Origin of the sequence: uncultured Alistipes sp., assembly GCF_902388705.1 — a bacterium.
Taxonomy (GTDB): domain Bacteria; phylum Bacteroidota; class Bacteroidia; order Bacteroidales; family Rikenellaceae; genus Alistipes.
In genome coordinates, this window is record NZ_CABMQJ010000029.1 from 15755 (window position 1) to 27524 (window position 11770).

At 52.6% G+C, this 11770-nt stretch carries 14 protein-coding genes; 6 read left to right on the forward strand and 8 right to left on the reverse strand.

Going from position 1 to position 11770, the window contains the following annotated elements; translation table 11 throughout:
- Positions 1–30: 30 nt before the first annotated feature.
- From QZT71_RS08150 to QZT71_RS08170, 5 genes are all read right to left on the reverse strand, one after another.
- A complete protein-coding gene (locus QZT71_RS08150; protein ID WP_295914913.1) occupies positions 31–1020 on the reverse strand; it encodes a Gfo/Idh/MocA family oxidoreductase in 990 nt (329 codons plus the stop codon).
- Between the two features lie 404 nt (positions 1021–1424).
- On the reverse strand, positions 1425–2078 hold the full coding sequence (locus tag QZT71_RS08155) for a hypothetical protein (RefSeq protein WP_295914916.1): 654 nt from the start codon (positions 2076–2078) through the stop codon (positions 1425–1427).
- Positions 2079–2093: 15 nt separating this feature from the next.
- On the reverse strand, positions 2094–2750 hold the full coding sequence (locus QZT71_RS08160) for a DUF5043 domain-containing protein (RefSeq protein ID WP_295914917.1): 657 nt from the start codon (positions 2748–2750) through the stop codon (positions 2094–2096).
- An 18-nt stretch (positions 2751–2768) separates the two neighbouring features.
- The gene (locus QZT71_RS08165; RefSeq protein WP_295914920.1) at positions 2769–3584 is read right to left on the reverse strand and encodes a hypothetical protein; all 816 of its coding nucleotides are present in this window, start codon (positions 3582–3584) and stop codon (positions 2769–2771) included.
- Complete coding sequence (locus QZT71_RS08170; protein ID WP_295914922.1) at positions 3556–4269, reverse strand: hypothetical protein; 714 nt, start codon at positions 4267–4269, stop codon at positions 3556–3558. Before QZT71_RS08170 ends, QZT71_RS08165 begins: the two co-directional genes overlap by 29 nt.
- A gap of 194 nt (positions 4270–4463) precedes the next feature.
- Between QZT71_RS08170 and gcvH the strand changes: the two genes are divergently transcribed.
- From gcvH to QZT71_RS08195, 5 genes are all read left to right on the forward strand, one after another.
- Positions 4464–4841, forward strand: a complete 378-nt coding sequence (gene gcvH / locus QZT71_RS08175) for a glycine cleavage system protein GcvH (protein ID WP_295914923.1) — start codon at positions 4464–4466, stop codon at positions 4839–4841.
- A gap of 17 nt (positions 4842–4858) precedes the next feature.
- Positions 4859–5800, forward strand: coding sequence for a malate dehydrogenase (gene mdh, locus QZT71_RS08180; protein WP_295914926.1), 942 nt, complete (start codon positions 4859–4861; stop codon positions 5798–5800).
- A 369-nt stretch (positions 5801–6169) separates the two neighbouring features.
- Positions 6170–6664 (forward strand): hypothetical protein, encoded by a 495-nt coding sequence (locus QZT71_RS08185; protein ID WP_295914929.1) that lies wholly within the window; start codon positions 6170–6172, stop codon positions 6662–6664.
- 213 nt (positions 6665–6877) lie between these two features.
- Complete coding sequence (locus QZT71_RS08190; protein WP_295914932.1) at positions 6878–7366, forward strand: hypothetical protein; 489 nt, start codon at positions 6878–6880, stop codon at positions 7364–7366.
- A gap of 14 nt (positions 7367–7380) precedes the next feature.
- Positions 7381–7872 (forward strand): hypothetical protein, encoded by a 492-nt coding sequence (locus QZT71_RS08195; RefSeq protein ID WP_295914933.1) that lies wholly within the window; start codon positions 7381–7383, stop codon positions 7870–7872.
- Between the two features lie 104 nt (positions 7873–7976).
- On the opposite strand, the gene QZT71_RS08200 is transcribed toward QZT71_RS08195, so the two are convergent.
- The 3 genes from QZT71_RS08200 to greA all read right to left on the reverse strand — a co-directional run bounded on the left by QZT71_RS08200 (position 7977) and on the right by greA (position 11310).
- Positions 7977–10280, reverse strand: a complete 2304-nt coding sequence (locus tag QZT71_RS08200; RefSeq protein ID WP_295914936.1) for a TonB-dependent receptor — start codon at positions 10278–10280, stop codon at positions 7977–7979.
- A 76-nt stretch (positions 10281–10356) separates the two neighbouring features.
- Entirely contained in the window at positions 10357–10689 is a 333-nt protein-coding gene (locus tag QZT71_RS08205; RefSeq protein ID WP_295914939.1) for a hypothetical protein, read from the reverse strand.
- 144 nt (positions 10690–10833) lie between these two features.
- Positions 10834–11310 carry a transcription elongation factor GreA gene (gene greA / locus QZT71_RS08210; protein WP_295914941.1) on the reverse strand — a complete coding sequence of 159 codons (477 nt, stop codon included), beginning with the start codon at positions 11308–11310 and terminating at the stop codon, positions 10834–10836.
- 265 nt (positions 11311–11575) lie between these two features.
- On the opposite strand from greA, the gene QZT71_RS08215 reads away from it, so the two are divergent.
- On the forward strand, positions 11576–11770 hold a 195-nt coding region (locus QZT71_RS08215), incomplete at its 3' end, for a PLDc N-terminal domain-containing protein (protein ID WP_295914944.1).

The following is an 11770-nucleotide window of genomic DNA, read 5'->3' on the forward strand; positions in this document are numbered from 1 at the left end:
TTTCATCGTTCCGGTTTTTTCGACTCGCCCCTACAAATTCCGCAGCAACGGATGATAATCCCCCGTCAAACCGCTCACCGCCGCCTTGCGTATGTTTTCGAGCGTATGGATGGAACACATTGCATCGTCGACCGAAAAACCTTTGCCGGCAAGTATTCGTTCGTAACTCAACGTATGGAGATCGGTGAACCCGTTTGTAAAGTCGAATTTCTCTCCGTTTACAATAAGGTGTCTGTAAGGGGACATGGGTTTTTCGCCCGACACAGGGCGATGATCGGCGTTAACGCTCAAAAAATACCTGACGCGGGCTCTCTTCAACTGCAGAAACCCGGCGGAACAAGCGGGCGCCGAACGATGCAGCACCACCTTTTCGGCCGGCCCGAATATCCAATGCAGCATGTCGATGAAATGGATGCCGATATTGGCCACCACACCTCCGCTTTTGAGCGAATCGCCTTTCCAGGAAGCGGCGTACCAACTCCCCCTGGGGGTAATATAAGTAAGGTCTATGTCATAAATTGTCGGGGGGGGGTCGTTGTCCACCATCCGTTTCAGCCGCTCTATTTCCGGATGAAGACGCAATTGCAATATAGGGGAAATATGTCTGCCAGCGGCTTGCCGGCAGGCCTCCATCCTGCGCAGCTCATCCGGTGTCAGAGCCAGCGGCTTCTCACAGATTACATCGAGCCCCGCTTCCAAGCCCATGATTGTATGGGTGCAATGGAGGTAATTCGGAGTGCAGACCGTCAGGTACTCCGCATGGCCCGCAGCCATGTGCTTTTTGAAATCGTTCGAATCGGTCGTAAAACGAACTCGGGGAAAATATCCGTCGATCATCCCCACACTGTCAAATACATCGTGTGCCGCCACCAGTTCGCATTTCAGCGAACGCATGGCGTTCAAATGCCTTGGAGCTATGTATCCCGCGACACCTATGATCGCAAATTTCCGTGACTCGGTCGCCTCTCCCCTTGTCATATCCTGTGATGCAATCTCAATTTTGCCGCAAAAATAATACATATTGGTATTTTATGCAAGACATTCCGCCAAACGGATGCAATCAGTACCGGATTCACAATTATTCCTCCGTTCGATCCTCCCGGCGTCGAAAGCGGGGCCGGATGCGAACGCCACTCCCGAAACAGCGGCACATCAACATTTTTGTGCCTGCCCCGTCTTTGCGAATACACAAAAGTGCCGTTCACCACAGATGGTGAACGGCACTTTGCATAATCCGTCCCGGCCAAACGGGATAGCCGCGTCAATCCCCCAGCGTGTTATCTCCGCCGAAATCCCACCTCAAAGGTTATACTATCTGCAGTAACCGTTTCATTACCGGTATAATAGTCCTACCCACACCCAGGAAAAAAATCCCGACAAATAAACCCAATAATAGAATCCGTTTCCTCAAAATCAACCCGATATTAATTTCCCAGCGTCTTGTCATCCGTCGGATCGGCCAGGCCCGGTCTCCCATCCGGCTGCGGCTTCATATCGATCTGCGGATCTTTGATCCCCGGTTGTGGGTCGCCCGGGTAATACAGTTGCAGATTCGAAAAATTTATGAAACTTGGCCCATACATATACTGCAGTTTCTGCCCCAAAGCATTGACTTTGAAAGTCAGGTATTTCTTTAGATTCTGCTCCAGCAAAGCAAACTTTGACGGTGTAATACACTGCATGGATTCCTTATCCATGATAAATGCAAGCTCGATTATCTTACCGTCAGGGGCGACATAAAATGAAATATCAAGCGTATCGTCTATTTTTCGCAGTTGTTCTGATTCTGATTTCGTAAATGTCGAAGTAAAGGCTTTGGCAAGCATACCCGGCGCAGGAGAAGCAGAAACGACTTCATAATTCTCCGGCTCTAACGGTGTGCCATCCTTATAATACAATTGATTCACCTCTCCCATCGTATTTTCTGCATTTTCCAATGCCAACGTGTATTTCCCGCCACTAATTACATTAAAGGTAATACCCTCTGCTGAAACCTGTTGTCCAGGGACATAATAAGTCTGGGAATATACTGCCCCGATCGAACAAAGGGCCAATATCGATAATACAAAATTTTTCATAGTGACATAACGATATTAATTTCCCAGCGTCTTGTCGTCCGTCGGATCGGCCAGGCCCGGTCTCCCGTCCGGCTGCGGCTTCATATCGATCTGCGGATCTTTGATCCCCGGTCGTGGGTCGCCCGGGTAATACAATTGTATTTTCGAGAAGTTTATAAATCTGAAGCCGGACATAAATTGCAATCTCCGTCCCAGCGGATTGACTTCGAAGGTCACATATTTTTTCAAATTCTGCTCCAGCAAAGCGAATTTAGACGGCGGAATACGCTGCATATCTGAAATGGCAGACCAAGTAAATACCAAATCGAGAATGTTTCCATCAGGAGAAATATAAAATGCAACAATCAGCGGCTTTTCTATCTGTCGCAACTCTTCAAATTCAGGCTTTGTAAAGGTCGAAGTCAATGCTTTGGCAAACATACCCGGTGCCGGCCTGGCAGAAACAGAATTGTAGTTTTCTGCTTCCAAAGGTTTACCATCTTTATAATATAACTGCTTAACATCACCCATGGTATTCCCCGCATTTGTCAGAACCATAGTATAATCGCCCACCTTGGTTACATTGTAAGTAATCCCTTCGGCTGATACCTGGGTGCCCGGAATATAATAATTCTGGGAATATAACGCCCCGACCGAACAAAGGGCCAATATCGATAATACAAGACTTTTCATATAACTCTCTTTTTTAAATTAACAATCTTTCATCAACTCCATCAATTCCGTGAAAGTCATCCTACTCTCGGAAAAAGGATATTCATCCGCCGGATACGACGTCCGCAAAATAGTTACAGCATTCATATATAAATTATAAAAATCCGCACTCTGCATATCATTAAAGATATAGCTTTGACCTAATCCTCGAAACACCGGCAGGCCTTGCACAACACCTAATGCAGACGCTACATCCTCATCCAAATTATTGGCTCTTTGCCGATACATATACCACCCCAATTTAGCCTTGATTTCATTATTCATCCTGTAAGATCGGACGGCATCGGGGCTTTTCCCGGAGTGTTGATGCAGGTGAATCAGCTCCTCAATCAGGCTTATATCGAGGTACCCTGCAATTTCGATACGATAATTATTCCCGGTCCATACACCGTCGTCGCCGAATACCGGCTGTACGGCAAGCGCTCCGGCTCCATAAGTCGAGCCACGGACAATCGTCACGTCATCAGACAAGGTGGAAATTAACAATTCCCCCATGCAATCGCTGGCAATAGAATCGAGGAGCCGCATAATATTCTGATCTTCGGTCGCAATATGCTTGTTTTTCGCATACCGTCCGCTACTGTCGTCCGGCCCGGCCGGATTATCTCCTTTATTGCCGGAACCGCCTCCGGACGGTTTGTCGTCGTCCAGCGGATCGGGTTTCGGCATGCCGCCGCCACCGGAATGACTCCATAGTAATTCCCAATTCTCACCGACCCATTGATAGTCGTCCGGGAGAATATCAATCGGCGCTATCGAATCACCCTTAACCGGAGGAGGGGGGGGGAGGGACACCTCTTGTCACTGAATTACTTATCCGCGCCGCCAGCACCCCGTCGAGCAGATTCGCGATCTTCACCGCGTTCTCTTCGACCGTGTGCAGCGTATCCCCGAGGAAGCCGGAATCTTGCAACGCTCCGTCCGCATAGCGGCCCGCACAAACCGGGAAACCGTCGAGGGTCGTATAGAGCGACATGCCCGTGAAGTCCCCTTTCACATCGCTGTTGAGCAGGGCATCGTAATAGGGCCCCGCATGCGCCAGGGCGTGCTCCGGGGTGGGAATGTAAAACCGGATATAACTTTCCAGCGCCTCCGTCTGTCCGTCTTTCACCACGACGAGTTTGTGGTACATCGGCGTAAGGACGGGATTCCCGACGCTGTCGAACACGACCGAGCAATAGGAATACGCTCCCTCGGCAGGGACATCCACGCTGTAAAGCACATCCCCGACCGACGATTCCGCACGGCTCCAGTCGACCGAATAGTTCCCGAGCACCAACAAGTCGGACTCGTCCGCACCGGTGCTCCTTGTGAGTCGGGCAAGCTGCGATTCGACGTAACGCCGGGCCTCATCGACCGTCAGCCGCACCGATTTTTCACGCCCCCGCACGGGCGGTTCCTCCTCCACCGAACAGGAGTGCAGGCACAGCGCCGCGCACGACAGGAAAAGAAGTGTCTTCAGGCAGGATAAATGTTTCATAGGCATTATTTTGAAAAGTGACGCAGCTGAAGGAAGGGACGCTCTAATTTACAAAAGATTTTCGGCAAATCCAAATCGGCGGTTCACGGCGCAAAATCGCTTAAAAAATAACAGAATCCCCTTGCTGTTACGGAAATAACAGTTATATTTGCATCAGAAAAAGCACATTATAAATTTAAAACGATAACCAAATCATGAACGTACCCGCAAATCTGAAATACTCGAACGACCACGAGTGGTGCCGTATCGAGGGCGACACGGCCGTTATCGGCATTACCGACTTTGCCCAGAGCCAGCTCGGCGACATCGTTTTCGTCGACGTGCCGACCGTAGGCGAAACGCTCGCAGCAGGTGAGGTTTTCGGCTCGATCGAAGCCGTGAAAACCGTCAGCGACGCATTCCTGCCCATCGGCGGCGAAATCATCGAGTTCAACGACGCGGTCGACGCCGATCCCGCCATCGTCAACAAGGACGCTTACGGCGAAGGCTGGCTGGTCAAGGTTCGCATGTCGAATCCCGCCGAGTATGACGCGCTGCTCACTGCCGAGCAGTATCAGGAGCTGATAGGCTAACACAAAAAAATAAAATTATGTCAAAAGTTACAGTTGTAGGCGCAGGTGCCGTAGGTGCTACCTGTGCAAATGTAATGGCTTGCCGCGAGGTCGCAAGCGAAGTCGTTTTAATCGACATCAAAGAGGGCCTTTCGGAGGGTAAGATGCTGGACATGTACCAGACTTCCACGCTGATGGATTTCGACACCAAGCTCGTCGGCGCCACCAACGACTATAAGAAGACCGCTAATTCGGACGTGGTCGTCATCACCTCGGGTATTCCCCGCAAGCCGGGTATGACCCGCGAGGAGCTGATCGGCACCAACGCCAACATCATGAAAGGCGTAATCGGGAATGTCATCAAATATTCGCCCCGCGCCATCATCATCGTGGTGGCCAACCCGATGGATACGCTGACCTACCTGGCGCTCAAGGCTTCGGGCCTGCCCAAGAACCGCATCATCGGCATGGGCGGCGCACTCGACTCGTCGCGTTTCAAATGCTACCTGGCCAAGGCTACCGGCGCCAACATCAACAACGTCGACGGCATGGTTATCGGCGGCCACGGCGACACGACGATGATTCCGCTGCTTTCGAAAGCCACGATCAACGGCGTGCCCGTAGCACAGTTCGCATCGAAGAAAAAACTGCAGGAGGCTGTCCAGAACACGATGGTCGGCGGCGCCACGCTGACCAAGCTCATCGGCACCTCGGCATGGTACGCTCCCGGCGCAGCGGCATCGATGATGGTCGAGGCTATCCTCAACGACCAGAAGAAGATGATTCCCTGCTCGTGCTTCCTCGAGGGCGAGTACGGCCAGTCGGACATCTGCATCGGCGTTCCCGCAATCATCGGCCGCAAGGGCATCGAGAAGATCGTGAAAATCGACCTCACCAAAGAGGAGGCCGCACAGTTCGCCGCTTCGGCCGACGCCGTCCGCAAGACGAACAACGTACTGCACGAAATCAAGGCGATTTAATCGCCGCAGGAGAGGGGCTTCCCGCTCCCGACACGACAAGAGCCGTCCCGGAAAATTCCGGGACGGTTTTTTTATTTGCACAACACAATATATTATTGTGTATTACAATGCGGTATTTCAAAAACGATTGGATATTCAGGTAAACCTTCTTTTCCATTAACCTTTAAAATGTTTGTATATGAAAAAACTATTACCTTTACTTTTGTTACCGGCAGCAGGTTTGTGTAATGCCTGCATGCGAAAACCTACATTATTGAAACCGACAAAAAAACAGACCCTGTCAACGATCCATTCAATTATCTTTATACGAAATTCGATCCGGAAACCGGAAATTCGATCCGGGATTGCAAATAATAAAATACCAACATTATGAAAAAATCATCGATATTATTCGCCTTGTGCCTGTTTACCCTGTCGGGTACAGCCCAAATACGCATCTACAAGTCCGACCCGCAAAAAAACATTACGATCTACAAGCAGGTGGATAGTCTTACACTGATTGCCGACTTCGGCCGCCCCATCGAATACGAAACTTTCTATGACGATGAATACCATAATGGGCAAGTTGCAAATTATAAATACATAGATTTCAGTCTTACCTGTGTCGATAACCTCTTTGTAAGTTTCAACATCAGAGGAGTTGGATACTATGTCCAGATTCTGGATAAACACACCGTCCGAATCGGGGATTCCATCGAAGAGTTGATTCGCAAGTTCTCCGCACAGGAGGCATGGTTCAAACAGCGCGGAAAACAAATACTGCTTTTCTCGAAAATGGAGAACTGCGATGCGTTCTACGATCTCCCGTTGGTGTTCGAATACGGCTCCGACGGCAAAATAACATCGATATGGCAGACCAATTAAAAACCCGCCGAAGGAAAGGGTCGATACGGTCGTACTGTTTTTAATACCCCTGTCAGCCCCCCCCCATTAAAAGAATGCAATGCGAAAGTAGCACATGGATAAACAAGCAGCTTTCGCTATTTCAAAAACACGTCCTTCGGGGCGTGTTTTTTTGCAAAATCAACCTATTTATCCTATCTTGCAATAGGATAGTAAAAAAGCCGGACAGTTCTTATGAAAACCGTTGTCTTATCATTCATCTTTATGGTATTCGGCATAATGCAAGGCGCAGCTGAAAATCCGGCAATCGTAAAGGATGCCGTCACCGTCAACAACCTTCAGGTCGGGGAACATTACACACGGGAGCAATTCATACAGACGCTCGGAATACCGACCAAAGTGATGCTTCCTACCGAAGAAAGCGAATACCGGAATGCCTATACTTTTTATTTCGGCGAGGATCGTTTTTACTGGATCGACGGTGAATTTTACGGCTTTGAATTGAAAACCCCGGTATTTGCCGTCAACGGATTAATCCGCGTCGGCGACGACATCGCTGAAGTCAACAAACTCGGAGGTATCCGAAAAAACGAAACAATCGACATGAATCAGTTGTGCAACTGGCGCCCGTCCGACAAAGGACTTTACGAATGGCTGTCGGTAGATTTCTATTATAACAACAAGGTTATCACATATATTTCGGCTTTTATCCAGGACTTATAACGAATCCCGACCACATGAAAAAACTGCTGTCGATTGTCACCTGTCTATTTACCCTGTCGGGCACAGCCCAGATACGCATCTACAAGTCCGACCCGCAAAAAAACATTACGCTCAACAAGCCGATGGACAGTCTTACACTGATTGCCGACTTTGGCCGCCCCCTAAAATATGAAAGTTACTATGATGATGAATATCATGACGGCCAAGTCATAAATTATGATTACGGACAGTTAAGTTTCATCTGCGTCAATAATATATTGGACGGCTTCTCAATCGAAGGTTCCGATTTCACCGTCCAGATTCTGGATAAACACACCGTCCGAATCGGGGATTCCATCGAAGAGTTGATTCGCAAGTTCTCCGCACAGGAGGCAAGGTTCAAACAGCGCGGAAAACAAATACTGCTTTTCTGTAAAATTAAAGGCATGGATTATTTTACAGACTTCCCTTTGGTATTCGAATACGGCTCCGACGGCAAAATAACATCGATATGGCAGACCAATTGAACCCAAACCGCTTCCGGTAAAACGCTCCGGTTTACAGCAATCCGGTACAATGAAAGAAAGCCGTTCGGAAAATCCGAACGGCTTCTTCGCTGAAAGGGACGGTATCAGAAGCTGAACTTCGCCCCTACGAACCAGCTGCGGGGCAGCGAGGGGCCGTAGATATAGCCCGAGTCGCGGTCGGCACCCTTGTCGAAGTCTTTCTGGTAAGCGTTGAAAAGATTCTGCACACCGCCGTAGAGCTGCAGGGTAACCTCCTTGCAGACACGCACGTCGTATGACAGGCGGAGGTTCATGTCGAAGAACGACGGAGTCGACACGGCCACATCCTGCGCAACGCCCGAGCCGGCCATGTGCTGCACGAGCATCGAGCCGGTGCAGGTTCCCGTCAGGTCGGCCGTGAAGTTCGGCAGCGGCGTCAGCGAAGCCGTAAAATAACCGTAGGCGTCGGGGGTGCGGAACATGCGGCGCACGGGCGGCACTGTCACGTCCTCGCTCCAGTATTCGGGTTTCCTGTAGCGGCTCTGCTGGAGCGTCACGCCCGCCTGCAGTTCGAACCAGCGGTTGAAAATCGCACGCCCCTCGACGTTGAATCCGCGCACCGTGGCACCCGAGCCGTTGTAACGCTCCTTGACCTTGCCGCCGTCGGCCGTGTCCTCCACGTCACGCAGGGCGAACACGTCGTCGAGAACCGTATAGAAGCCCTCGACCAGCAGGTTGGTCTGCACCCTGCCGAACGTATGGTAAAGGTCGGCCGAGAGGCTCACGCTGTGCGACCGCTCCTCCTTCAGGTCGTCCGCAAGGCGGATGCGCACCCGCTCGCCGCCGACGATGGCGATGTGCATGTCCTCGTCGAATGCCTGCGGGGCACGGTAGCCCCCGGCATAACTCACGCGCAGGTTCACCGACTCCGAGGGGTTGAAACGCACGTTGGCGCGGGGGCTGAAAATCACATGGTCGACCAGGTTGTGCTTGTCGAGGCGGCCGCCTATGAGCAGCGACCACTTCCTGGTTTTCCATTCGTTCTGCAGGTAACCGCCGACGATATGCACCGTCTGCTCGGTGTCGATGCCGTAACCTATCGAACGGTCGTTCAGGCCGTCATAGCTGTATTCGGTACCGAACGTCAGTTCGGCCGGCATGAACAGCAGTTTGTTGAACGCATGGATATACTGCATGCCGGCCGCGACCGTAATGTCGTGCGTCGTACCGTAGGCGTCTGCGTCCTGCTTGCTGCCGTAATAGCTCTTGCGTGCCGTGTTCTGGAACGAGGCGTAGGTGTTGAACCGGTGGCGGCGGTCGGCGGACGAGATGTCGAACGAGAGGCTTCCGCCGTCGATCGAATGGTCGACCTGCTCGGCGACAAACGCCTCGTGGGGCGGCAGGTCGAGCAGGTCGCCCCCGCGGCGGAATTCGTTGACGTGGTGGTACTGCGCCGTGATGCGCGAATAGGCTCCCGTGCGGAAGAACGACCGCATGCCCACCGACTGGCTGTTGATGACGGGCACCTCGGTGAACCCGTCCCCGTCGTGGTCGTACCCCGAGCGGTGGCGGTTCTGGCCGAACACACAGAGCCCGGCGCGGCCGCTCTCGGTGACCAGCGACGCGTTGAGCATCGTATTGTTGTCATACGAATTGCTGCCGCCGATGGATGTGAGCGTGTGCGACAACTGCGCCGAATTGCGCAGCGGTTCGCGGGTGATGACGTTGATCGTGCCGCCGATGGCCGACGAGCCGTAGAGCGCCGATCCGCCGCCGCGCAGCACTTCGACCCGCTCGATCATATTGGCCGGAATCTGCTCCAGCCCGTAGACGCCCGTCAGGGCCGAAAAGAGCGGATGCGAATCGACGAGTATCTGCGAATAATGGCCGTCGAGGCCGTTGATGCGCACCTGTGTGAAACCGCAGTTCTGGCAGTCGTCCTCGACGCGCACGCCGGGCTGGAACGACAACCCCTGCGCCAGGCACGAGGCATTCGCCTTTTCGAACAATCCGGCGTCCAGCACGCTCACCAGCGACGGGGCCTCACGGCGCATCCGGGCCGAACGGCTGGCCGAAACGACCACCTCGTCCATCGCGATGCCGCTCTGCACGACTTCGAAATTCAGTTCGACGGTCTGGCCGCGTTTCAGCGTCACTTTCTCCTGCAGCGGAGCGTATCCCAGGGCACGCACTTCGATTGTCAGTTCCCCCTCGGGCATGTTCTTCAGAAAATAGTGGCCCGAAGCGTCGGTCGTGGTGCCGAACGCCGTACCCGCCACGGCGATGGAAGCATAGGGAACATGTTCGTGCGTATCGCAATCGACCACATGGCCGAAAAGATTGGCGTCGGTACTTTTTTTCGGCGCCTCGACACCGAGCGCCACGACACACCGGCACACAACGAGCGCCAGCAAGATATATTTTTTCATTGCTTGTCAGGTAAATGGATAACGGCCGGGATGCACGGCCCGGCAAAAAAATTGAAAAAGACAGGGGATTCCAGGGCTACGCCGCGGGAGGCGCGCGCAGCGAAATGCACGGGACGGCGACAGGGGCCTTGCAGCGCGTGGCTTCGGGCAGCAGGACGGCCAGCATTTCGAAATAGAACCAATGCGCCGACTGCACGATGCCGAGATAGGGGAAGAAATAGAAATCGTCGACGATACACCGCTCGACCACAATCTGGTGTGCACCGTTGTCGGGCACCAGATCGCCGCAGTGCGCGGCGAAGTGGGCGTGGTCTTCGTAATAGATATGCACTTTCTGCCCCGCGTACGCCGCGAGCAGAATCAGCAGCATCAGACCTGCGTAAAATCTTCCGAGTGTTTTGCGTATCATCTTTCTGCGCCAAAGATAACATAAAAAAAAGGCCGTTCAAAACGGCCTTGCAAAAATACCCAGAAATAGGGATGTATGTCGTGTCCTGCTACCCGGCTGCGGGAAGGCGGACGATGCGGCGCCGCCACCCCGCGGGGCGGGCGCCTAAATGCTGATGTCGAGAATCTCGAAATGAATCGTCCCGGCGGGAACCACCACGTCGACCCGGTCGCCTTTCTTGTGGCCCAGCAACGCCTTGGCGATGGGCGTACCGATGGCCAACTTGCCCTCGCGCAGGTTCGCTTCGTGTTCGGCGACGATGGTATAAACCACCTGCTTGCCGGTGTTGTGATTCTTGAGCGTCACTTTGCTCAAAATCTGCACCTTGCTCTTGTCGATTTTCGACTCGTCGATCACCCGTGCGTTGGCAAGCGAATCCTCCAGCTTGGCGATACGCATTTCCAGCAGACCCTGTGCCTCACGGGCGGCGTCATACTCCGCGTTCTCCGAAAGGTCACCCTTGTCGCGCGCTTCGGCGATAGCCGCCGAAATCGCCGGACGCTCGACGGAACGCATGTGGTCGAGTTCGTCCTTGAGTTTCTTGTAACCCTCCGCTGTCAGATAAATAATCTCTTTTGCCATAATTTAAAGCGAGTCCGACGCACTTGTGTTTCATAACACTGCGAAAGATTTTAAACCCTGGAACCCGTCGAACTCACTTTAGGCACCGGTGGCGCCCGCTCCATGTTTAAAATCCTCCTGTATTCCCCTTTTAAGCGGGGAACCCTGCAAAATAAACAACGTAAAAAAATAAGAATCCTGACCGGTAAGGCCAGAACCCTGTTTTCATTGTATACAGCAAAGATAAAAAGTAATTTCCGAATTTCCAAATCTTTTTTCGCCCCGCATGGCACGGAGTATGCCCCTCGCGCGGGATATGTATATCGTACTTCTGATCCATCTGCTCTGGACGCTCGGGACAGTCCCGGTCGTCACACGCCAGCAGCGCGTGCCCGCATCGGCGGCCGCCTGGCTGGCGCTGATCCTGCTGCTGCCCGTCGCCGGCACGCTGCTCTACATACTGGCAGGTTACCGCTGTCAC

Coding starts and splice junctions, on each gene's coding strand:
- QZT71_RS08185 (WP_295914929.1), top strand. CDS start 6,170: ATGAAAAAATCATCGATATTATTCGCCTTGTGCCTGTTTACCCTGTCG.
- mdh (WP_295914926.1), top strand. CDS start 4,859: ATGTCAAAAGTTACAGTTGTAGGCGCAGGTGCCGTAGGTGCTACCTGT.
- QZT71_RS08200 (WP_295914936.1), bottom strand. CDS start 10,280: ATGAAAAAATATATCTTGCTGGCGCTCGTTGTGTGCCGGTGTGTCGTG.
- QZT71_RS08160 (WP_295914917.1), bottom strand. CDS start 2,750: ATGAAAAGTCTTGTATTATCGATATTGGCCCTTTGTTCGGTCGGGGCG.
- QZT71_RS08195 (WP_295914933.1), top strand. CDS start 7,381: ATGAAAAAACTGCTGTCGATTGTCACCTGTCTATTTACCCTGTCGGGC.
- QZT71_RS08170 (WP_295914922.1), bottom strand. CDS start 4,269: ATGAAACATTTATCCTGCCTGAAGACACTTCTTTTCCTGTCGTGCGCG.
- QZT71_RS08150 (WP_295914913.1), bottom strand. CDS start 1,020: ATGTATTATTTTTGCGGCAAAATTGAGATTGCATCACAGGATATGACA.
- QZT71_RS08205 (WP_295914939.1), bottom strand. CDS start 10,689: ATGATACGCAAAACACTCGGAAGATTTTACGCAGGTCTGATGCTGCTG.
- QZT71_RS08190 (WP_295914932.1), top strand. CDS start 6,878: ATGAAAACCGTTGTCTTATCATTCATCTTTATGGTATTCGGCATAATG.
- greA (WP_295914941.1), bottom strand. CDS start 11,310: ATGGCAAAAGAGATTATTTATCTGACAGCGGAGGGTTACAAGAAACTC.
- QZT71_RS08155 (WP_295914916.1), bottom strand. CDS start 2,078: ATGAAAAATTTTGTATTATCGATATTGGCCCTTTGTTCGATCGGGGCA.
- gcvH (WP_295914923.1), top strand. CDS start 4,464: ATGAACGTACCCGCAAATCTGAAATACTCGAACGACCACGAGTGGTGC.